The sequence below is a fragment of the Allobosea sp. LjRoot9 genome (genome assembly GCF_964252745.1).
Lineage (GTDB): Bacteria > Pseudomonadota > Alphaproteobacteria > Rhizobiales > Beijerinckiaceae > Allobosea.
On sequence record NZ_CAXUPC020000003.1, the window covers coordinates 374,710 to 396,131 of the forward strand.

Here is a 21,422-nt window from a genome sequence, read left to right on the forward strand (position 1 = left end):
GCGGTTGAACGCCATGTCCTTCCTTCAAGGCGACAGGTGAATGTCGGCTGAACGGGTTTCGCGCCTTTTCCGCGTCAGAGCCGGATGATTTCAGACGGGGTCACTTCGTGATCCCGTCTGAAATCTGAATCCGTCTCTCATCCGAGAGTTAGAGCAGGATCAAAGCGAAAAACCGGTTCCCACTTTTTCGCATCCTGCTCTAGCGCCCGGCGCGGGGATGGGCGGCGTCATAGGCCGCCATTAATCGCGTCGAGTCGATGCGGGTGTAGATCTGCGTCGTCGAGAGCGAGGCGTGGCCGAGCAGCTCCTGGATGGCGCGCAGATCGCCGCCGCGACCCAGCAGATGGGTCGCGAAGGAGTGTCGCAGGGAATGCGGTGTCGCCGAAGAGGGCAGGCCGAGTGCGCCGCGCAAGCCCTCGACCGCGAGCTGGATGATGCGGGGCGAGAGTGCGCCGCCCTTGACGCCGAGGAAGAGCGGACCATCCGGCGGCAAGCGCCAGGGGCAAAGCGCGATGTATTCGGCGATGGCCGTCACCACGGCTGGCAGGACAGGGACCATGCGGGTCTTCTGGCCCTTGCCAATCACCGTCAAGGTATCACCGGCACTTGTCGGCGCCTGGGCGCGGGTCAGCGACAGGGCCTCCGAGATGCGCAGGCCGCAGCCATAGAGCAGCGCCAGCACGGCGGCATCGCGGGCCAGCACCCAGGCCTCGCGCTCTTCGCCGGCGCGGATGTCGACCTGCGTCACGGCCTTGGCGGCGCGGGCGTCGAGCGGGCGCGGCAGCGATTTGCCGATGCGCGGCCCGCGCGTCGCGGCGAAGGCTGCGGCTTTCAGCTTGCCGGTGCGCTCGCCGAAACGGGCGAAGGAGCGCAAGCTCGCGAGTTGGCGCATCAATGTGCGGTTGCCGACATTCTCGCGCCGGCGCTGGCCGAGGAAGGCGCGCAGGTCGAAGGGTTTCAGCGCCGCGATATCGGCCAGCGAGGCCGGACCGCCGAGATGGCCTTCCAAAAAGGCGGAGAATTGGCCGAGGTCACGGCCATAGGCTTCGAGCGTCTTGGGCGAGAGTCGGCGCTCATTTGCCAGATGGGCGAGCCAGTCGCGGCGCAGGGTGTCGAAGTCGGTCACGTCTTTAAGCCTCGCCGTCATGGTCGGGGCTGTCCCGACCATCCACGTCTTTGAACCGCGCCTTTTCCGTCGAGGGGGCAAGACGTGGATGCTCGCCACAAGGGCGAGCATGACGCAGTGGTTCAGCAAAGCATGACGCTCCCGCCTTAACAGGTCGCGAATCGATGCTAGACACGCGGCCATGAATGATGAGCCAGACAGCGGGGAAGGCGGCGGCACGGTCGACGTGCTGATCCCGCTCGGGCTCGACCAGGCCTATAGCTATGCGGTGCCGAACGGGCTCGCGCTCAAGCCCGGCGATGTCGTGCAGGTTCCACTCGGCCCGCGCGAGACCGTGGGCGTGGTCTGGAGCCAGGGCTCAGGCCGCGGCGGCAATCTCAAGCGGGTGACGGGGCGGGTCGACATGCCGCCGCTCGATCCCGCCCTGATGAAGCTGGTCGACTGGGTTGCCTGGTACACGCTCGCCCCAAAAGGCTCGGTGCTGGCGCTGGTCCTGCGCCGGCAGCCCGACGATACGCCGGAGCGGCCCAAGCTCGGCGTCAGGCTCGTCGGCGCGCCGCCCGCCCGCATGACGCCGGCCCGCGCCCGCGCCATCGCCGCCGCTGAGGGCGGCCTGCTGACGGGCAAGGCGGCGCTGGCGGAGGCCGCCTCTGTCAGCATGGCGGTGATCGACTCGCTGGTCGATGCCGGCACCTTCAGCGTCGAGGCGCTGCCGCGCGACGCTGTTGCGGCGATGCCCGATCCCGATCACGCGCAGCCGGTCCTGTCGGAGGGGCAGGCGGCGGCGGCCAAAGAGCTGGTGGCTTCGGTTCAGGCCGCGGCGTTCGGCGTGACCCTGCTCGAGGGCGTCACCGGCTCGGGCAAGACCGAGGTCTATTTCGAGGCGGTGGCGCAGGCGATCCGGCAGGGCCGCCAAAGCCTGATCCTGATGCCGGAGATCGCGCTGACGGCGCAGTTCATCGACCGTTTTGAGGCGCGCTTCGGGGTCAGGCCGGGCCTCTGGCATTCGGCCGTGACGGGCCGCAAGCGCGAGCGGTTGCAGGCGGCGATCGCGAGCGGCAAGGCCAGGGTGGTAGCGGGTGCGCGCTCGGCCCTGTTCCTGCCCTATCGCGATCTCGGCCTGATCGTCGTCGATGAGGAACATGAGGCCGCCTATAAGCAAGAAGACGGCGTCAGCTATCATGCCCGCGACATGGCCGTGGTGCGCGGGCGCATCGAGAACGCGCCGGTCATCCTGACCTCGGCGACGCCCTCGCTGGAGACGCGCGTCAATGCCGAACGTGGGCGCTACACCCATCTCAAGCTGCCCGAGCGCTTCGGCGGGCGCGAATTGCCGACGCTGGGGCTGGTCGACCTGCGCCAGGACAAGCCCGAACGCGGGCGCTGGATCTCGGGGGCGCTGATCAAGGCGATCCAGGACAATCTGGAGGCCAAGGAGCAGTCGCTGCTCTTCCTCAACCGGCGCGGCTATGCGCCGCTGACGCTGTGCCGCGATTGCGGCCACCGTTTTCAATGCCCGAACTGCTCGGCCTGGCTGGTCGATCATCGCTTCCGGCGGGCGCTGGTCTGCCATCATTGCGGCCATGTCGAGCGCCGGCCGCATGAATGCCCGGCCTGCCATGCTCCCGAAAGCCTCTCGGCCTGCGGGCCGGGCGTCGAGCGCTTGGCCGAGGAGGTCGCGACGTTGTTTCCGCAGGCGCGGGGCATCGTGCTCTCCAGCGATTTTCCCGGCGGCACCGAGCGCTTGAAGCAGGAGCTGATGGCGGTCGCGTCGGGCGAGTTCGACATCGTCATCGGCACGCAGCTCGTCGCCAAGGGCCACAATTTTCCGGGCATGACCCTGGTCGGCGTGGTCGATGCCGATCTCGGCCTGACCTCGGGCGATCCACGCGCGGCCGAGCGGACCTTCCAGGTGCTGCGGCAGGTCACGGGGCGGGCCGGGCGCGGCGAACGGCCCGGCCGTGCGCTGCTGCAGACGCATGATCCCGGGCACCCCGTGCTGAAGGCGCTGATCTCGGGCGATCCAGAGCGGTTCTACGCCGCCGAGACCGTTTCGCGCGAGGCGGCCGGCCTGCCGCCTTTCGGGCGGCTCGCCGGCTTGATCGTGTCGGCCAATACGGCGGCGGAGGCGGAAGGGCATGCGCGCGCTCTGGCGCGCTGCGCCGATGCACCCGACGGTGTCTCGGTGCTGGGGCCGGCGGAGGCGCCGCTCGCAGTGCTGCGCGGGCGCCACCGCGTGCGATTGATCGTCAAGACGACGCGCGAGGTGAACTTGCAGGATTATCTGCGGGCCTGGCTCAAGCGCGGGCCGAAGCCGAAAGGCTCGGTCAGGGTCGCAGTCGATGTCGATCCGCAGAGCTTTTTGTGAGGCGCCAGAGCATCGCGCGAAAAAGTGGGTACCGGTTTTTCGCAGGAGCAATGCTCTCAGCTTTTAGAATCGATCACGTCGCCTCACCGCAGCGGCGCGATATTGAGGATGAGGTCGCCATAGTTCGGCTCGCCGCCGGTCACTGTGCGCAGATAGAGCTTGTCGCCGATCTTGAAGAAGACCGAGGCGCGCGAGGAGGCGTCCTCCATCGTCACATAAAGGGTGTTGCCGTAGCGGATCTCCCATTTGCCTCGCGTCGGCTTCTTGCCGCCCGATTCATAGAAGCCGACATGGAGCGGGCCGGAGATGGTGTAGTCGTGATTCCTATAGAGCGAGATCACGGTCTTGTCGCGGAAGGTGAGCCGCCGGCCGCCGACCGTCTCGTCATTCAATTGCATATAGCGGATTTCCGCTCCGCCCTGGGCGAAGGCCGGTGACGGCGCGAGCAGCCAGGCTGCGGCAAATGCGCCGACCAGGATATGAAGGCCCGTGACGAGCCCGAGACCGATCCTGTTCCTCGCCATGTCGATCTCCGTATCCCCGCTTGTGCCGATGCTTCGGCCGGCAGCGGGCGAGCGGGATCGATCCAGCCCGTGTCGGGGTCCGATGCATTCGATCGTTCGACGAAGTTAGAGCATGGCATCGAAAAGTGGAAACCGGTTCTCGGTGGGTGGCGGGCTCCAATTCGGCGGGGAGAGCCGATGGATGGTTGATCGCAGGGAGGCGAAAGCCCGCCCCGCGCCATCCCCAGATTGAGACCGAACTGTGGCGTTCTTCGGGTTGCGCACCCCCGGATCGCATGCTAGTGCACCGCCGCATTCTCGGTGTTAAGTGCGCTTGGCAGCGCGCATTTCGCCTGATCGATACATCGCAGCGCTAGGACGATGCACTCCGCCCTCGCAGGGGGTCGCCGGTGTGGTCCTTTGAACGAGAGACGTGACGCGTGGCTGAAGGCGGATCGCAGGATCGAGTACTGGTTTCGGGCGTCGCCGGGCGCTACGCCACGGCGCTCTTCGAGCTGGCGAGCGAGGCCAATGCCATCGACGCCGTTTCCGCCGACCTTTCCAGCTTCAGCACCATGCTGGCCGAGAGCGCCGATCTGCGCCGGCTGGTCGAGAGCCCGGCCTTCTCGGCCGAGGATCAGGTCGCCGCGATCAAGGCGATCCTCGCCAAGGCAGGCATCTCCGGCATAGCCGGGAACTTCATCGGGCTGGTCGCCAGCAAGCGCCGCCTGTTCACGCTGCCGGGCATGATCCAGGGCTATCGCAACCTCGTTGCCGAGGCCAAGGGCATCGTCAGCGCCGAGGTCACGCTCGCTGAACAGCCCACGGCCAAGCGCGTCGAGGAAATCCGGTCCGCCCTCAAGGGCGTCGCCGGCAAGGATGTCGATGTCGCGATCAAGATCGATCCGGCGCTGATCGGCGGGCTCATCGTCAAGATGGGTTCCCGCATGGTCGACGCCTCGCTGAAAACCAAACTCAATTCAATTCGTCTTGCCATGAAAGAGGTCGGCTGATGGAAATCCGCCCCGCTGAAATCTCCGCGATCCTGAAGGCCCAGATTTCTAACTTTGGGTCCGAAGCCTCCGTCACCGAGGTCGGCCAGGTTCTCTCCGTCGGCGACGGCATCGCCCGCGTCTACGGCCTCGACAAGGTCCAGGCCGGTGAGATGGTCGAGTTCGAGAGCGGTGTGCGCGGCATGGCGCTCAACCTCGAGAGCGACAATGTCGGCGTCGTGATCTTCGGCTCCGACCGCGAGATCAAGGAAGGCCAGACGGTCAAGCGCACCGGCGCGATCGTGGACGTGCCGGTCGGCAAGGAGCTGCTCGGCCGCGTCGTCGACGCGCTCGGCAACCCGATCGACGGCAAGGGCCCGATCAAGGCCAAGGCCCGCGCCCGCGTCGACGTCAAGGCGCCCGGCATCATCCCGCGCAAGTCGGTGCATGAGCCGATGGCGACCGGTCTCAAGGCGATCGACGCCCTGATCCCGATCGGCCGCGGCCAGCGCGAGCTGATCATCGGCGACCGCCAGACCGGCAAGACCGCCGTGGCGCTCGACACGATCCTGAACCAGAAGGCCAACAACGAAGGCACGGATGAGAGCCAGAAGCTCTACTGCGTCTATGTCGCCATTGGCCAGAAGCGCTCCACCGTCGCCCAGTTCGTGAAGGTGCTCGAAGAGCGCGGCGCGCTGGAATATTCGATCGTCGTCGCCGCGACCGCGTCCGACGCTGCCCCGATGCAGTTCCTGGCGCCCTTCGCCGGCTGCGCCATGGGCGAGTATTTCCGCGACAACGGCATGCATGCCGTCATCATCTATGACGATCTGTCGAAGCAGGCCGTCGCCTACCGCCAGATGTCGCTCTTGCTGCGCCGCCCGCCGGGCCGCGAAGCCTATCCCGGCGACGTGTTCTATCTCCACTCCCGCCTGCTCGAGCGCGCCGCCAAGATGGGCGATGCCGCCGGCAACGGTTCGCTGACGGCGCTGCCGGTCATCGAGACCCAGGCCAACGACGTCTCGGCCTATATCCCGACCAACGTGATCTCGATCACCGACGGCCAGATCTTCCTCGAGACCGACCTGTTCTACCAGGGCATCCGCCCGGCCGTGAACGTCGGCCTCTCGGTCTCGCGCGTCGGTTCGGCCGCGCAGACCAAGGCGACCAAGAAGGTTGCCGGCAAGATCAAGGGCGAGCTCGCGCAGTATCGCGAGATGGCCGCCTTCGCGCAGTTCGGTTCCGATCTCGACGCGGTCACCCAGCGCCTGCTCAACCGCGGCGCGCGCCTGACCGAGCTTCTGAAGCAGGCGCAGTTCTCGCCGCTGAAGATGGAAGAGCAGACGGTCGTGATCTATGCCGGCGTCAACGGCTATCTCGACCCGCTGCCGGTCAACAAGGTCCGCGCCTTCGAGGACGGGCTGCTGGCGCTGGTGCGCGGCAAGCATATCGATCTGCTCAACGCAATCCGCGACAGCAAGGATCTTTCGGACGCGAACGCCGCGAAGCTGAAGGATCTCGTCACGGACTACGCCAAGTCGTTCGCCTGAGGCCGCGCGGGGCGCTCAGCGCTCCGCCAATATGAGGATCGTCGATGCCTTCCTTGAAGGATCTACGAAACCGCATCGCCTCCGTGAAGGCGACGCAGAAGATCACCAAGGCCATGCAGATGGTGGCGGCTGCGAAGCTGCGCCGGGCGCAGGCTGCGGCCGAAGCGGCGCGTCCCTATGCCGAGCGCATGGAGACGGTGCTGGCCAATCTGGCCTCCGGCGTCTCGGGCTCGAGCGCGCCTAAGCTGATCGCCGGCACGGGCGCCGACAAGGTGCATCTGCTGGTGGTCTGCACGGCCGAGCGCGGGCTTTGTGGTGCGTTCAACTCCTCGATCGCGCGTCTGGCGCGCGACAAGGCGAATGCGCTCAAGGCCGAAGGCAAGACGGTCAAGATCATCTGCGTCGGCAAGAAGGGCCATGACGTCCTGAAGCGCCAGTTCGAGAAGGACATCATCGAGCTGATCGACCTGCGCGCTTTCAAGCAGGTCGGCTTCGTCAATGCCGAGGCGATCGCCCAGAACATCCTGGCGCGCTTCGCCGAGGGCGAGTTCGACGTCGCGACGCTGTTCTTCTCGAAGTTCAAGTCGGTGATCTCGCAGATCCCGACGGCGCAGCGCATCATTCCCGCCGAGATCCCGGCCGGCACGAAGGCGACCGAGGCCGTCTACGACTACGAGCCCGACGAAGGCGAGATCCTGGAGACGCTGCTGCCGCGCAACCTCACGGTGCAGGTGCTGCGCGCGATCCTGGAGAACGCGGCTTCCGAGCAGGGCGCGCGCATGTCGGCGATGGATTCCGCCACGCGCAATGCCGGCGAAATGATCAAGAAGCAGACGCAGCTCTACAACCGCTCGCGTCAGGCGATGATCACCAAGGAACTGATCGAAATCATCTCCGGCGCGGAAGCGCTCTAAACGTCTAGCAATTAGGCTGGCATGCCGGCCACCCGACACGCTGTACCCGAGGTTCGAAACCATGGCCAAAGCCGCTACCAAGAAGACCGTCGCCGCAGAGAAGCCTGCCAACACCGGCACCGGCCGCATCGTGCAGGTTATCGGCGCCGTCGTTGACGTGCAGTTCGACGGTGCTCTGCCGGAGATCCTGAACGCGCTCGAGACGGATAACCTTGGGAACCGCCTGGTTCTCGAAGTCGCCCAGCATCTCGGCGAGAACACGGTCCGCACCATCGCGATGGACTCCTCCGAAGGCCTGGTTCGCGGCCAGTCGGTCACCGACACCGGCGCGCCGATCTCGGTGCCGGTCGGCGATGAGTGCCTCGGCCGCATCATGAACGTCATCGGCGAGCCGGTTGACGAACTCGGCCCGATCGGCGCTGCCACGACGCGCGGCATCCACCAGCCGGCGCCGTCCTATTCCGAGCAGTCGACCGAGGCGCAAATCCTCGTCACCGGCATCAAGGTCGTCGACCTGCTGGCGCCTTACGCCAGGGGCGGCAAGATCGGCCTGTTCGGCGGCGCCGGCGTCGGCAAGACCGTGCTGATCATGGAGCTGATCAACAACGTCGCGAAGGCCCATGGCGGCTATTCGGTGTTCGCCGGTGTCGGTGAGCGCACCCGCGAAGGCAACGATCTCTATCACGAGATGATCGAGTCCAAGGTCAACGTCGATCCGAAGGAGCATGGCGGCTCGGCCAAGGGCTCGAAATGCGCCCTGGTCTACGGCCAGATGAACGAGCCTCCGGGCGCCCGCATGCGCGTCGCCTTGTCGGGTCTGACCGTCGCCGAGCATTTCCGCGACCAGGGCCAGGACGTGCTGTTCTTCGTCGACAACATCTTCCGCTTCACGCAGGCGGGCTCGGAAGTGTCGGCTCTGCTCGGCCGCATTCCCTCGGCGGTGGGTTACCAGCCGACGCTGGCGACCGACATGGGCAACCTGCAGGAGCGCATCACCACCACCAATAAGGGCTCGATCACCTCGGTGCAGGCGATCTACGTGCCGGCCGACGACCTGACCGACCCGGCGCCCGCGACCTCCTTCGCCCACCTTGACGCCACGACCGTGCTGTCGCGCTCGATCGCGGAAAAGGGCATCTATCCGGCGGTCGACCCGCTCGACTCGACCTCGCGCATGCTCTCGGCGGCGATCGTCGGCGAAGAGCATTACGCCATCGCCCGCCAGGTCCAGCAGATTCTCCAGCGCTACAAGGCGCTGCAGGACATCATCGCGATCCTGGGCATGGACGAGCTCTCGGAAGAGGACAAGATCTCGGTCGCCCGCGCCCGCAAGATCGAGCGCTTCCTGTCGCAGCCCTTCCACGTCGCGGAAATCTTCACCGGCTCGCCGGGCAAGCTGGTCGCGCTCGAGGACACGATCAAGGGCTTCAAGGGCCTGGTCGAGGGCAAGTACGACCACCTGCCGGAAGCCGCCTTCTACATGGTCGGCTCGATCGACGAAGCGATCGAGAAGGCCCAGCGCCTGGCCGCCGAAGCGGCGTAAGGGGCGTCATTCTCGGGCTCGTCCCGAGAAACTCTGGACGAGTGCACACTGGTTTTCGAGATGGCCGGGTCAAGCCCGGCCATGACGAGCCCGGAAGAGAGTAGCAATGGCAACCTTCAAGTTCGAACTCGTCTCGCCTGAGCGCATCCTGTTCTCGGGCGATGTCGTCAGCGTCATCGTTCCGTCCGTCGAGGGCGAGATCACCGTGCTCGCAGGCCATGCGCCGCTGGTCGCGACGCTGAAGGCGGGCATCGTCTTCGTCCAGACGACGGACAGCAACGGCAAGGAATTCTTCGTCAATGGCGGCCTCGTCGAGGTCAACCACGCCGCGACGACAATCCTGGCCGAGCAGGGCCGCTTCATCGAGGACGTCGATACGGCCGTCCTCGATCAGGAAATCCTGACGGCCGAGATGAAGTATACCGGCTCGCATAATGACGACGAGAAGAAGCGCCTGCACGACACGCTCGTCCAGCTCCGCGAGTTCAAGCACGTCTTCGAGCAGCGCAAGGCGGCGTAGGCGTCAGCCTTTACCTCAGAGACTGTCAAAAGGCCGCGTGAGCGGCCTTTTTCATGCGGAGTAGCTGATGAACTCCAGCAGCGAGCCGTCGGGATCGCGGAAATAGACGCTGGTTCCCGGGCCGCCACGGCCGAAGCGCGGAACCGGGCCGAGTTCAATCGCGACCTTCCGCGTCTCCAGATGCGCGATGGCGTCGACGATCGGCCCCGCCCAGGTGAAGCAGAGATCGCTGCCTCCGGGCGGCACCGGCAGGCGCGCGACCGGGATCGGGTTGAGGCCTGGCCCATGGCAGTTCAATTGCGCCGCGCCGATACGATAGACGAAGCCCGCGCCGTTGCGCAGAATCTCGGCTCCGATCACGTCGCGGTAGAAGGCATTCGAGCGCTCCCAGTCCGAGACGTGAATGACGCAATGGTCGAAGCTGATCGGGCTCATCGCAGTCTCCTAGAGCAGGATGCGAAAAAGTGGGTACCGGTTTTTCGCATTGATCCTGCTCTCACTTCTAGATGAGAGACGGATTCAGATTTCAGATGGGATCACTTTGTGACCCCATCTGAAATCATCCGGCTCTCGGGCCGTCAGGGTGAGGGCGGGACACTAGGCGCGGCGAAATGCGAGAAGGCCTTCACGACACGCTCATAGACCGGTCGCTTGAACGGCACGATGCGCGCCGGCATCTCAGCCAAGGGCAGCCAGGCCCACTCACTGAACTCGGCCGGCTCATCGCCATTGGGGCGAGTGATGTCGATCTCGCTGTCCGGCCCTTTGAGGCAGAAGGCGACCCAGCGCTGCCTCTGCCCCCTGAAGGCGCAGAGCTTATGCGCCGGGCCGTCATAGGGCGGGAAGTCGTAAGTCCACCAATCCTCGGTCACTGCCAGGAAGGTGGCGCTGGCCACGCCTGTTTCCTCAGTGAGCTCGCGACGCGCTGCCGCAACGATGTCCTCGTCGGGATCGATGCCGCCTTGCGGCATCTGCCAGTCGAAACCGGGCTGCACGATCTCCGGGCCGGCGCTGTGCGAGCGGCCGGCGAAAACCAGGCCGCTGGCGTTGAACAGGGCGATGCCGACATTGGGGCGATAAGGCAGGTCCATCCAGCGAGCTTAGGACACCGTGTCGGCGAGCGAAACGGGCGGACGAGAACCTCAGTCGTTGCGGGCCGAGAGAACACAGGAAAGCAGCCCCGGGAAACGGCGCTCGATGTCCTCCCGACGCAATGCGTTCATCCGTGTCGCGCCCTCGTTCCGTGTCCGGATCAGCCCGGCTTCGCGCAGGACGCGGAAATGATGGGAGACGCTGGATTTCGGACGGTCGCCTTCGAGCGCCTGGCAGCTCGCTTCGCCTTCGGCTGCCAGCCTGCAGACGATCTCCAGCCGAAACGGATCGCTCAACGCGTGAAAGACGTCCTCGATCGCGATCTCTTCCGAAGCAGGCAGGCGGGCATGTCGCATGGTGACGAGCCTATCACAGGGTTTTGATGTTGCCAAAATTCGAAAAATATCGAACTATCGAATAATCGAACCCCTTTAGCGCGGAGCCGCTCAATGCCTGGTCTTTTCGACCCCTTCAGCCTGAAGAACGTCACGCTTCGCAACCGTATCGTGACCTCGCCGATGTGCCAGTATTCGGCTCAGGACGGCGTCGCCAATGAATGGCACCGCGCCCATCTCGCCGGGCTGGCGCGGGGCGGTGCCGGCCTGGTCGTCATCGAAGCCACCGGCGTCTCGCCGGAGGGGCGGATCACGCCCGCCTGCCTCGGACTGTGGAACGACGCGCAGGCCGAAGCGTTGGCACCGATCGTCGCCGAGATGGGCAAGGCCGGTGCGGTCGCCGGCATCCAGATCGGCCATGCCGGCCGCAAGGCCAGCGCCAACCTGCCCTGGGAAGGCGACGACCATATCGCGGTCGGCGATCCTCGCGGCTGGGAGACCATCGCGCCGTCCGCCGTTGCTCAGGGCGGCGGCCTCGGGCGTGTGCCGCGGGCGATGACGTTGGCCGATATCGAGCGCGTGCGCGGCGATTTCGTCGCCGCGGCGGAGCGGGCCCGCGATATCGGCATCCAGTGGCTGAAGCTGCATTTCGCCCATGGCTATCTGGCGCAGAGCTTCCTGTCGCGCCACGCCAACAAGCGCGACGACGCCTATGGCGGCAGCTTCGAGAACCGCGCCCGCTTCCTGATCGAGACGCTCGTGGCGGTCCGCAAGGTCTGGCCGGAGGATCGCCCGCTCTCGGCCCGGCTCGGCGTGATCGAATATGACGGGCAGGACGAGGAGACGCTGGTCGAGGCCATTGAACTGGTGAAGCGCCTCAAGGCCGAGGGGCTCGACTTCATCGATGTCAGCGTCGGCTTCTCGACCAACGAGGCCAAGATTCCGTGGGGGCCGGCCTTCCTGGCGCCCGTTGCCGAGCGTGTGCGGCGCGAGAGCGGCCTTCCGGCCTCGACGAGCTGGTACATCAGCCAGCCCGAGCAGGCCGATGCGCTGGTGCGCGAGGGCAAGGTCGATCTCGTCACGCTCGGCCGGCCGCTGCTGGCCGACCCGCACTGGCCTTATGCGGCGGCAAAGGCGCTGGGCATCGAGGACGCAGCCTGGAAGACGCTGCCGGCGCCCTACGCCCACTGGCTGTCGCGCTACCGCGCCGCGTGATGCAAGAGCGTGATGCAAGAGCCGGATGATTTCAGATGGGCTCACGAAGTGATCCCATCTGAAATCTGAATCCGTCTCTCACCTAAGAGTTAGAGCAGGATCGATGCGAAAAACCGGTTCCCACTTTTTCGCATCCTGCTCTAGAGGGGCCTGTGGCCCCTCCTGTCACTCCCCCATGGCGATCAAGCTGGCATTGCCGCCGGCGGCGGCCGTGTTCACCGTCACGGTCTGCTCGGTGGCAAAGCGCATCAGGTAGTTCGGCCCGCCGGCCTTGGGGCCGGTGCCCGAGAGGCCATGGCCGCCGAAGGGCTGTACGCCGACGACCGCGCCGATGATGTTGCGGTTGACGTAGATGTTGCCGGTCGAGAGGCGGCTCACGACCTCCTCGACGGTGGTCTCGATGCGCGAATGCACGCCCAGCGTCAGGCCGTAGCCGGTCGCCTCGATCGCTTCGATGACCTTGTCTAGCTGACCCGACTTCCAGCGGACGACATGCAGGATCGGGCCGAAATGCTCGCGATCGAGCTCCGCGATGCTGTTCAGCGAGACGACATGGGGGGCGACGAAGGTGCCGCCCAGCGCGGGCGTGTCGCCGGCCCAAACGATGCGGCCAAGCTTGCGCATTGCCTCGACATGGCTGTCGAGCCGCTGCTTGGCGGCGGCGTCGATGACCGGGCCGATATGGGTCTCGATCCGGCGGGGATCGCCGAGCTTCAATTCGCCGCCGGCGCCGGTGATCATCTCGACCATCTTGTCGGCGACGTCCTCCTGCACCACGAGCAGGCGCAGGGCCGAGCAGCGCTGGCCGGCTGAGCGGAAGGCCGACATCACGACGTCGTCGGCAACCTGCTCGGCCAGCGCCGTCGCATCGACGATCATGGCGTTGAGGCCGCCGGTCTCGGCGATGAGCGGGACGATTGGCCCATCCTTGGCTGCGAGAGCGCGGTTGATGGCACGGGCGGTCGCGGTCGAGCCGGTGAAGGCGACGCCGGCCACAGCGGGATGCGCGACCAGCGCCGCGCCGAGCGCGCCGTCTCCAGGAGTGAGGTGCAGGGCCGAGACGGGCACGCCGGCCTCGTGCAGCAGGCGCACGGTCACGGCGGCGATCAGCGGCGTCTGCGGGGCGGGCTTGGCGACGACGCTGTTGCCGGCGACGAGCGCGGCCGCGACTTGCCCGGCGAAGATGGCGAGCGGGAAGTTCCACGGCGCGATGCACAGGAACGGGCCGCGCCCGCGCAGGATCAGGCGGTTTTCCTCGCCGGTCGGGCCGGGGAGGGCGGTCGGCGTGGCGAATTTGGCCTCGGCCTCGGCGGCATAATAGCGGCAGAAATCGACCGCCTCGCGAACCTCGGAGATGGCGTCGTCGAGCGTCTTGCCCGCCTCGGCCTGGAGCAAGGCGAGCAGCAGGCCGCGCTTTGCCTCCATCAGGTCGGCGGCCTTGCGCAAAGCTGCGGCGCGCGTGCGGGCCGGCGTGCGATTCCACTCATCGAAGCCGGCCTTGGCGGCGAGCATGGCGCGGCCGGCCAAGGCGGCGTCGGCTTCCGCGACAGTGCCGATCGCCTTGCCGTCGATCGGCGAGAGGACCGGGCGGGGCGTTCCACCCACTGTCTTGCCGTCGATGATCGTGCCGGCGTCCGGGAAGGGCTTGGCGGTGGCTGCCGCGATCTCGGCCAGCAGGGCATCCAGGCTCTCGGCATGGCCGAGCTCGACGCCGGCCGAGTTCTTCCGCGACGGGCCGTAAAGGTCGGCCGGCAGCGGGATGCGACGATGCCGGGCGGCGCCCGCATTGCCGATCAGGTCGGCGGGCGGCACCAGCAGTTGCGCGACCGGCACGTCAGGATCGCCGGAGACGCTGACGAAGGAGGAGTTGGCGCCGTTCTCGAGCAGGCGGCGCACGAGATAAGCGAGCAGATCCTGATGGCCGCCGACCGGCGCGTAGGTGCGGCAGGCATAGCCCGCCTTGTCCGCCAGCAGCTTCTCATAAAGCGCTTCGCCCATGCCGTGCAGGCGCTGGAACTCAAAATTCTCGGCGTCACCGGCCATCTCGGCGACGCTCGCGACCGTCAGCGCGTTATGCGTCGCGAATTGCGGGATGATGCGCGGCCGCAGGCGCAGCAACTGCGCGGCGCAGGCCTCGTAATTCAGGTCGGTCATCGCCTTGCGGGTGAAGACGGGGTAGTCGGCGAGACCGCGCTCCTGGGCGCGCTTCAACTCGGTGTCCCAATAGGCGCCCTTGACGAGGCGCACCATCATGCGACGGCCATGGGCCTCGGCCAGCGCCGCGATATGGTCGATCACGGCCGAGGCACGCTTCTGATAGGCCTGGATGGCGAGGCCGAAGCCGTCCCAGCCGGCGAGCGAGGCATCGGCCACCACGGCGTCGATGACGTCGAGCGAGAGTTCGAGCCGGTCGGCCTCCTCGGCGTCGATGGTGAAGTTGAGATCGTAGGATTTGGCCTGCTGTGCGAGCTTGATGACCTTGGGCGTCAGTTCGGCCAGCACGCGCTCGTGATTGGTCGCGTCATAGCGCGGATGCAGGGCCGAGAGCTTGACCGAGATGCCCGGCCGGTTCGGCAGCGGCTCATTGCCGGCGGAGCGGCCGATCGCGTCGATCGCGGCGCTGTAGGAGGCGAGATAGCGGTCGGCGTCGGCTTGCGTGCGTGCGCCTTCGCCCAGCATGTCGAAGGAATAGCGATAGAGCTTGCCGGTCTTGGAGCCGGCGCGCTTCAGCGCCTCCTCGATGGTCTGGCCGAGCACGAAATGGTTGCCCATCACGCGCATGGCCTGGCGCGTCGCGGTGCGCACTGTCGGCACGCCGAGGCGCTTGGCGAGGCTGCCGATGATGCCCGTCGGCGTTTCGCCGGGTTGGATGACACGCGCGGTGATCCCGAGCGCCCAGGCCGAAGCCGAGACCAGGAAGGCGTCCGATTTCGATTCGTGATTGGCGAAGTCGCCCTGGCCGAGCTTGTCTTCGATCAGCCGGTCGGCGGTCGCCGCGTCGGGCACGCGCAGCAGCGCCTCGGCCAGCACCATCAGGGCCAGCCCCTCCTTGGTCGAAAGCGAATATTCGCGCAGCAACTCCTCGATGCCGCCCAATCCGACCTTGCGGGTGCGGATCGCCTCGATCAGTTCGGTGGCGCGGGCGTCGATGCGCGCCTTGGCGGCAGGCTCGCGCCGGGCCCTAGTCAGCAGCGTCGCGGCGGTCGCGCCATCGTCTTCCGCATAGGGAACGCGGAAAGCGGACAGGGCTGGCGCTTCGACGAAACGCGGGGCGGCGGTGGCCATGAAACGGCTCCAGATGAGTGGGGCGGGATGATCTGAAGGATCGGGCCTCTTGGGCCGCATATCAATTGGCTATTTTCCGATATTGCCCGTATTAATGTTGGTTTCTGGCTTTAATTATAGAGAATAATCCCGTGCTGGACCGCACCGACCGCCGTATCCTCTCCCTTCTGCAATCCGACGGCCGCATTGCCGGCGTCGAGCTTGCCGAAAAGGTCGGGCTCTCGCCGACGGCGGTGGGCGAACGGCTCAAGCGCCTGTCGCGCGAGGGCTACATCACCGGCTATCGCGCGACGCTCGATCCGCTGAAGCTCGGGCTCAACCTGCTGGTCTTCGTCGAGGTCTATCTCGACAAGACGACGCCCGATGCGTTCGAGCGCTTCGCTGCGGCCGTGAAGCGGGCGCCCGAGGTGCTGGAGTGCCACATGGTCGCCGGCGGCTTCGACTATCTGGTCAAGACGCGCGTCGCCGACATGAATGCCTATCGCCGCTTCCTCGGCGAGGTTCTGCTGGCCCTGCCGGCGGTGCGTGAGACGCGCACCTATGCGGTGATGGAAGAGGTCAAGACCGACGGGGCGCTGCCGCTCTGATTCCCGAGAGCAGGATGCGAAAAACCTGATCGAGCGGAACGCCGCTTTTTTCTTCGCGCTCTGCTTGCGCAAAGGGCGCTTTGTACTTGACCTGTCGTGTGGCTCCGCCAGTTTGGAGGCATGATCGTTCGGCCCGCCGGTCGCCGGTTCGATCTCTACGTTCAGCCAGGTCCGCGCCCGTCCGTTCCTCCGGAGTTCGAGATGCCCAACCCTTCGCATGCCCCGGCCGTGGCGTTGTCCCGGCGTGGCATCGCCCGCCTCGGTGCAGCTTTCCTGCTCGCGGCGACCGCGCCCTTGGCGATGATCGGGCCAGCCCAGGCGCAGACGACCGTGCGCTTCACGCTCGACTGGCGGTTCGAGGGGCCGGCGGCTCTGTTCCTGATGGGGGTCGAGAAGGGATACTTCAAAGCCGAAGGGCTCGATGTCGCGATCGAGCCCGGAAACGGCTCGCGCGAAGCAGTGCCGCGCGTGGCCTCGGGCGCCTATGATGTCGGCTTCGGCGACGTGAATTCGCTGATCCGCTACCGCGACGAGAACCCCGGCGTCGATCTCAAGGCCGTGATGATGGTCTATGACAAGCCGCCCTTCGCGATCGTCGGGCGCAAGAGCCGCGGCGTCAGCGCCGATGTGAAGAGCCTGGAAGGCCGCAAGTTCGGCGCGCCCGCGGCGGACGCGGCTTTCGCGCAATGGCCGATCTTCAAGACCATCAACAAACTCGACGACAGCAAGATGCGGCTGGAGAATGTCGGCTTCCCCGTGCGTGAGCCGATGCTGGCTTCGGGCGAGGTCGACGCCGTGTTCGGCTACGCCAACTCCTCCTATATCAACCTGAAGTCGCGCGGCGTCCCGGTCGACGACATCGTCGTCCTGCTGATGGCCGATTACGGCGTCGAGCTCTACGGCAACGCCATCATGGTCTCGCCCAAATTCCTGGCGGAGAAACCCGAGGCGCTGCGCGGACTGCTGCGGGCGCTCGCCAGGAGCATCAGGGACACCGTCGCGGATCCCGACCTCGGCGCGCAATTGGTGATCAAGCGCAACGACATCGCCAGGGGCGAGGTCGAGTTGGAGCGCCTGAAGATGACGCTCGACCAGAATGTGGTGACGCCCTTCGCCAAGGCGAACGGGTTCGGCGGCATCGACAAGGCGCGCTGGGAGCGTGCGCTTGACCAGATCGGCCTGACCTACAGCTTCAAGGACAAGGCAAGAGCGGGCGACGCGTTCACGGACGCGTTCCTGCCGCCGGTCGCGGAGCGGCAATTCTGAGCGGTCTTGCCTCGCCGCGGCAGGCTTGACCTAGCGCCAAGGTGACAGCGCGGGGCGCTCTGCCTATCGTGCCGCGCCTTTTCGCCGGACCCCATCACCTTGATACTGCCCGATCTGCGCGACTATGACGGCTTGCGTGCGGCCTTCCGCTGGCGCATCCCCGCCCGCTACAACATCGCCGTCGACATCTGCGACCGCTGGGCGGCTGCCGAGCCGCAGCGCACCGCGATCATCGAGGTCTCGCAGGACTGGCGGGTAAGCCCGGTCAGCTTCGGGCATCTGCGCGAGCAGTCGAACCGGCTCGCCAATGCGCTGCGGTCGCGCGGCGTCGGGCGGGGCGACCGGATCGCGATCCTGCTGCCGCAGGGGCGCAGCGTGCTGACAGCTCATCTCGCCGCCTACAAGCTTGGCGCCATCGCGGTGCCGCTGGCGGCCCTGTTCGGGGTCGATGCACTGGCCTACCGGCTGGGCGACGCCGCTGCCAAGGTCCTGATCACGGATGCGGCCGGGCTCATCAAGGTCGGGCAGATCGCCGAGCCGCTGCCCGAACTCGGTTTGGTGATCTCGACCGACGGCGCGCAGGGGGCGACGCAGGATTGGGAAAGCCTGCTGGCGCAGGCGAGCCCGGATTTCACGGCCGTCGATACCGGTCCCGACGACCCGGCCCTGATGATCTACACCTCCGGCACCACCGGCAATCCCAAGGGCGCGCTGCATGGCCACCGCGTCCTGCCGGGCCATCTGCCGGGCGTGCAGATGCCGCATGAGTTCCTGCCACAACCGGGCGATCTCGCCTGGACCCCGGCCGATTGGGCCTGGGCCGGCGGCTTGCTCAACATGCTGCTGCCCAGCTTGCATTTCGGCGTCGCCGTCGTGGCGCGGCCGGTGACACGCTTCGAGCCGGAGGAGGCCTATCGCCTCATCGCCGATCTCGGCATTCGCAACGCCTTCGTGCCGCCGACCGCGCTCAGGATGCTGCGCAGCGTCGACAGGCCGCGCGAGCGCTTCGCGCTCAAGCTGCGCACGATCGCTTCGGCCGGGGAGGCGCTGGGCGCCGAGACCCTGGCCTGGGGGCGCGAAGCGCTGGGGCTCACCGTCAACGAGGCCTATGGCCAGACCGAGTGCAATCTCGTGCTCGCCTCCTGCGCTACGATCGGCATCAGCCGGCCGGGCTGCATCGGCAAGGCGGTGCCGGGCCATGAGGTCGCCATCATCCGCCCCGACGGCTCCATCTGCGCGGCGGATGAAGAAGGCCAGATCGCAGTGCGTCGGCCCGACCCGGTGATGTTCCTGGGCTATTGGCGCAAGCCCGAGGCGACGGCGGAAAAATTCATCGGCGACTGGATGACGACCGGCGATCAAGGCGTGCAGGATGCGCAAGGCTATGTCCGCTTCATCGGCCGCGACGATGATGTCATCACCTCGTCGGGCTATCGCATCGGACCGGGCGAGATCGAGGATTGCCTGCTGAAGCATGAGGCGGTGTCGCTGGCGGCCGTCGTCGGCAAGCCCGATGCGCTCAGGACCGAGATCGTCAAGGCCTTCGTCGTGTTGAAAGCCGGCCGCGAGCCGTCCGAGGCGCTCGCCGCCGAGCTTCAGGCCTTCGTGCGCAAGCGGCTCTCCGCGCATGAATATCCGCGCGAGATCGCGTTTCGCGATGAGTTGCCGCTCACCACCACCGGCAAGATCATCCGGCGGCTCTTGCGGGCGGAAGCCTGAAGCCGCGCCGCAGGGCCGCGCGCGCTCGGCCGGCGAGATCGCGCGGCTTGCCTGTGGCCCGGGGCAAGAGCCGCACCTCGCCGAAACCGGCGGCGTCCGGACCGCTGGTTGATGGCACTGGCTGCAGGATCGTTCGGTCCGGCGCCGCTTGCCGCATCAATGCGAGCACGACTTGCTCGGGGAAGAAGGGCGCTTCGCTCTCCTCCCGCGCGGCCATGTAGAGCCAACCGCCTTTCGCCCGCCCGATGACCAGCGCACCGGCGATCGGCCGCCCGTTCAGCGTCAGCAGGGCGACACGGGATTGCCTGGAACGGGCAAGCGCCCGTGTCATGGCGCGCAGGAAGCCGACCTCGCGAGTGTCTTGCAAGACCGCCTTGCCGGCGCGGCCTTGCGGGCCGGAAGCCTCCATCGCCAGCAGGATCTCGACCGCGTCCCGCAGTTCCGTGCGCGATGTGGCCTCGACCAGCTCGAGTTTGCCGCGCCGTGCCAGGGCCTGCTGCATCGCCTCGATATCGTTGGGCGCTGGTGCGCTGTGTCGCCGTGGAAGCGGCAGGTTCGCAGGGCTCAAGGTCGTGCCCAGCCCGAGCGTTTCGGCGGCGCGCCGGATCGGTGCGATCAAGGGGCTCGCCATGTTGATCTGGCGCAGAACCAGCCCGCGCCCCTCCAGCACCCAGCCCTGGCGCAGGCTCAGCACGGCCGCGAGGACGGCTTGCGCCTGCGCGGCGTCGAGCAATGGCGCCCCGTTGAAGATGCGCCGGTCGGAGAAGCCGATCAATTCGTCGGGCACGAATAGCCGGTTGCGCGGAAAGCAGGGGATCAGGCCAAGAAGGCGTCGCTGCGCGGAACCGGTCGGTCCCTGCCAGGCGAGCAGCACCGCGACGTCGCGGAAGGCGATCAGGTGTTGCGCTGCCGCGAGCGCGAAATCCGGCTCGAAGAACAGATTGGGCTCGATCGCGCGCGCGGCGAGCTCCGTCCAGGCCTGCCGGATCTCGCCGCAGGCGGAGAGCAGGCGGATCTCGGTCGTGATCGCTGCGTCCGGGGCTCGGCTTGGTGCGGGCGCGGCATAGGCCGTGAGCTTGCCCGGGGAGAGGCCCTTCAAAGCGATGATCTGATTCATGCGATCCTGCCCGGCGCTGTGCTGGATCGTCCTGGCGCGGGCTTGTGCCGGATCGGCACGGCGCGGCGTTGGGAGCAATCCCCGGTCGGGAGGACTTCAAGAATGGGGCCGTAAGGCTCCTGCCTCAGGCCGTGACATTATGGCCGGAGGCCGCAGCTCTGGCATGGGATGTCTGTCCGAGAAAGGCGGCCCAGAGCCGCTCCACCACGGTGGGGTCGATATCTCTAACGATGAGCACGAGTCGGGAGCGATGGTCGGCGTCCGGCCAGGCCTCGAGCAGGAGCGGCGGATGCAGGATCTGCTGGACGGCATGGACCAGCAGGGGCTGCCCGGGATGCTCGGCGAGGTTCACCAGCCCCTTCAATCGCAGCAGCTTGGGGCCATGCGTCGAGCGCAGCAGGGTCCAGAACAGATCGAAGGTCGCCTGCGCGATCGGCGCATCGGCTGTGAGCGCGAAGGCGCGGATGCTGGCATCGTGCCGGTTCACGTCGTGATGGTCATGCCCGTGATGATGGTGGTGGTCGTGTCCGTGGTGGTCGTCATGAGCATGGTCGACATGAGCATGATCCTGGCCATGATGGTGATCGGCCTCGCCGAGAGCCTCGTCAGCGAGCCATTGCCGTAGCATCTGCGGACGTTCGGCGAGATCGTAGAGCCCGGAACCGACGAGAGCCTTCGCCGCTGCATCGGGCTTCAGCAGGGTGATGCCCGGGTTGAGCGCGGCCAGCCTGTCGCGCAGCGGCGCGAGTTCGGCCTCATTGGGGGCGAGGTCGGCCTTGGTCAGGATGAGGCGGTCGGCCGCGACGACCTGCTTCACCGCTTCCTCATGGGCGTCGAGCGTCGCCATGCCGTTGACGGCGTCGACCAGCGTCACCACGCCGTCGAGCTTGAAGCGCATGGCGAGATAGGGGTGGTTGATCAGCACGTTCAGGATCGGCGCGGGGTCGGCGAGGCCCGTCGTCTCGATCACCACGCGCTGGAACGGCGCGATCCGGCCATTGTCCCGGCGGCGCAGCAGATCCTCCAGCGTGACGATGAGATCGTCGCGGATCGTGCAGCAGAGGCAGCCGGAGGCGAGCAGGATCATGTTCTCCTCGACGCCCTCGATCATCAGGTGGTCGAGGCCGACCTCGCCGAATTCATTGACGATGACGACGGTCTCGGAGAGCGCCGGGTCCTTGAGCAGGCGGTTCAGTAGCGTCGTCTTGCCTGCGCCGAGGAAGCCGGTCAGCAGGGTCAGTGGGATTGGGGCGGGTCTGGTCTCGGGGCCGGTCATGCGTCTGGGCTTCT

At 66.7% G+C, this 21,422-nt stretch carries 18 protein-coding genes; 10 read left to right on the forward strand and 8 right to left on the reverse strand.

Annotated features, from left to right (window positions below; all coding sequences use genetic code 11):
- Positions 1 to 199 precede the first annotated feature (199 nt).
- Positions 200 to 1,147: a tyrosine recombinase XerC gene (locus tag ACSQ3P_RS16260; RefSeq protein ID WP_436166576.1), complete on the reverse strand. Its 948-nt coding sequence runs from the start codon at positions 1,145 to 1,147 to the stop codon at positions 200 to 202.
- Positions 1,148 to 1,307: 160 nt separating this feature from the next.
- Here ACSQ3P_RS16260 and ACSQ3P_RS16265 point away from each other — a divergent pair, with 160 nt between their 5' ends.
- Positions 1,308 to 3,494: a primosomal protein N' gene (locus ACSQ3P_RS16265; RefSeq protein ID WP_436166577.1), complete on the forward strand. Its 2,187-nt coding sequence runs from the start codon at positions 1,308 to 1,310 to the stop codon at positions 3,492 to 3,494.
- Positions 3,495 to 3,577: 83 nt separating this feature from the next.
- Here ACSQ3P_RS16265 and ACSQ3P_RS16270 read toward each other — a convergent pair whose 3' ends face one another.
- Positions 3,578 to 4,018: a hypothetical protein gene (locus ACSQ3P_RS16270; RefSeq protein WP_436166578.1), complete on the reverse strand. Its 441-nt coding sequence runs from the start codon at positions 4,016 to 4,018 to the stop codon at positions 3,578 to 3,580.
- A gap of 419 nt (positions 4,019 to 4,437) precedes the next feature.
- On the opposite strand from ACSQ3P_RS16270, the gene ACSQ3P_RS16275 reads away from it, so the two are divergent.
- The 5 genes from ACSQ3P_RS16275 (at position 4,438) to ACSQ3P_RS16295 (ending at position 9,516) form a co-directional block, all read left to right on the forward strand.
- Positions 4,438 to 5,010 (forward strand): F0F1 ATP synthase subunit delta, encoded by a 573-nt coding sequence (locus ACSQ3P_RS16275; RefSeq protein WP_436166579.1) that lies wholly within the window; start codon positions 4,438 to 4,440, stop codon positions 5,008 to 5,010.
- Positions 5,010 to 6,539 (forward strand): F0F1 ATP synthase subunit alpha, encoded by a 1,530-nt coding sequence (gene atpA / locus ACSQ3P_RS16280; protein ID WP_092167804.1) that lies wholly within the window; start codon positions 5,010 to 5,012, stop codon positions 6,537 to 6,539. Before ACSQ3P_RS16275 ends, atpA begins: the two co-directional genes overlap by 1 nt.
- Before the next feature lie 44 nt (positions 6,540 to 6,583).
- The gene (locus ACSQ3P_RS16285) at positions 6,584 to 7,453 is read left to right on the forward strand and encodes a F0F1 ATP synthase subunit gamma (RefSeq protein WP_092167801.1); all 870 of its coding nucleotides are present in this window, start codon (positions 6,584 to 6,586) and stop codon (positions 7,451 to 7,453) included.
- 61 nt (positions 7,454 to 7,514) lie between these two features.
- Positions 7,515 to 8,996, forward strand: a complete 1,482-nt coding sequence (atpD, locus tag ACSQ3P_RS16290; RefSeq protein WP_092167799.1) for a F0F1 ATP synthase subunit beta — start codon at positions 7,515 to 7,517, stop codon at positions 8,994 to 8,996.
- Between the two features lie 106 nt (positions 8,997 to 9,102).
- Complete coding sequence (locus ACSQ3P_RS16295) at positions 9,103 to 9,516, forward strand: F0F1 ATP synthase subunit epsilon (protein WP_436166580.1); 414 nt, start codon at positions 9,103 to 9,105, stop codon at positions 9,514 to 9,516.
- 51 nt (positions 9,517 to 9,567) lie between these two features.
- On the opposite strand, the gene ACSQ3P_RS16300 is transcribed toward ACSQ3P_RS16295, so the two are convergent.
- The 3 genes from ACSQ3P_RS16300 to ACSQ3P_RS16310 all read right to left on the reverse strand — a co-directional run bounded on the left by ACSQ3P_RS16300 (position 9,568) and on the right by ACSQ3P_RS16310 (position 10,964).
- Complete coding sequence (locus tag ACSQ3P_RS16300; protein ID WP_436166581.1) at positions 9,568 to 9,951, reverse strand: VOC family protein; 384 nt, start codon at positions 9,949 to 9,951, stop codon at positions 9,568 to 9,570.
- Between the two features lie 143 nt (positions 9,952 to 10,094).
- A complete protein-coding gene (locus ACSQ3P_RS16305) occupies positions 10,095 to 10,607 on the reverse strand; it encodes an RNA pyrophosphohydrolase (RefSeq protein ID WP_436166582.1) in 513 nt (170 codons plus the stop codon).
- A 51-nt stretch (positions 10,608 to 10,658) separates the two neighbouring features.
- The gene (locus ACSQ3P_RS16310; RefSeq protein WP_436166583.1) at positions 10,659 to 10,964 is read right to left on the reverse strand and encodes an ArsR/SmtB family transcription factor; all 306 of its coding nucleotides are present in this window, start codon (positions 10,962 to 10,964) and stop codon (positions 10,659 to 10,661) included.
- 93 nt (positions 10,965 to 11,057) lie between these two features.
- Between ACSQ3P_RS16310 and ACSQ3P_RS16315 the strand changes: the two genes are divergently transcribed.
- Positions 11,058 to 12,158 (forward strand): NADH:flavin oxidoreductase/NADH oxidase, encoded by a 1,101-nt coding sequence (locus tag ACSQ3P_RS16315; RefSeq protein ID WP_436166584.1) that lies wholly within the window; start codon positions 11,058 to 11,060, stop codon positions 12,156 to 12,158.
- A 165-nt stretch (positions 12,159 to 12,323) separates the two neighbouring features.
- Here the strand turns inward: ACSQ3P_RS16315 and putA are convergent, their stop codons facing one another.
- On the reverse strand, positions 12,324 to 15,443 hold the full coding sequence (gene putA / locus ACSQ3P_RS16320; RefSeq protein WP_436166585.1) for a bifunctional proline dehydrogenase/L-glutamate gamma-semialdehyde dehydrogenase PutA: 3,120 nt from the start codon (positions 15,441 to 15,443) through the stop codon (positions 12,324 to 12,326).
- A 131-nt stretch (positions 15,444 to 15,574) separates the two neighbouring features.
- Here putA and ACSQ3P_RS16325 point away from each other — a divergent pair, with 131 nt between their 5' ends.
- The 3 genes from ACSQ3P_RS16325 (at position 15,575) to ACSQ3P_RS16335 (ending at position 19,015) form a co-directional block, all read left to right on the forward strand.
- Positions 15,575 to 16,030 carry an Lrp/AsnC ligand binding domain-containing protein gene (locus tag ACSQ3P_RS16325; protein WP_069693100.1) on the forward strand — a complete coding sequence of 152 codons (456 nt, stop codon included), beginning with the start codon at positions 15,575 to 15,577 and terminating at the stop codon, positions 16,028 to 16,030.
- A gap of 201 nt (positions 16,031 to 16,231) precedes the next feature.
- Positions 16,232 to 17,296, forward strand: a complete 1,065-nt coding sequence (locus ACSQ3P_RS16330) for an ABC transporter substrate-binding protein (RefSeq protein ID WP_436166586.1) — start codon at positions 16,232 to 16,234, stop codon at positions 17,294 to 17,296.
- Positions 17,297 to 17,398: 102 nt separating this feature from the next.
- Positions 17,399 to 19,015, forward strand: a complete 1,617-nt coding sequence (locus ACSQ3P_RS16335; RefSeq protein WP_436166753.1) for an acyl-CoA synthetase — start codon at positions 17,399 to 17,401, stop codon at positions 19,013 to 19,015.
- Here the strand turns inward: ACSQ3P_RS16335 and ACSQ3P_RS16340 are convergent.
- Both ACSQ3P_RS16340 and ACSQ3P_RS16345 read right to left on the reverse strand, forming a co-directional pair.
- Positions 18,984 to 20,132: a GNAT family N-acetyltransferase gene (locus ACSQ3P_RS16340; RefSeq protein ID WP_436166587.1), complete on the reverse strand. Its 1,149-nt coding sequence runs from the start codon at positions 20,130 to 20,132 to the stop codon at positions 18,984 to 18,986. The two genes, ACSQ3P_RS16335 and ACSQ3P_RS16340, sit on opposite strands and share 32 nt — an antisense overlap.
- A gap of 124 nt (positions 20,133 to 20,256) precedes the next feature.
- Positions 20,257 to 21,408, reverse strand: a complete 1,152-nt coding sequence (locus ACSQ3P_RS16345) for a CobW family GTP-binding protein (protein WP_436166588.1) — start codon at positions 21,406 to 21,408, stop codon at positions 20,257 to 20,259.
- Positions 21,409 to 21,422: the final 14 nt, after the last annotated feature.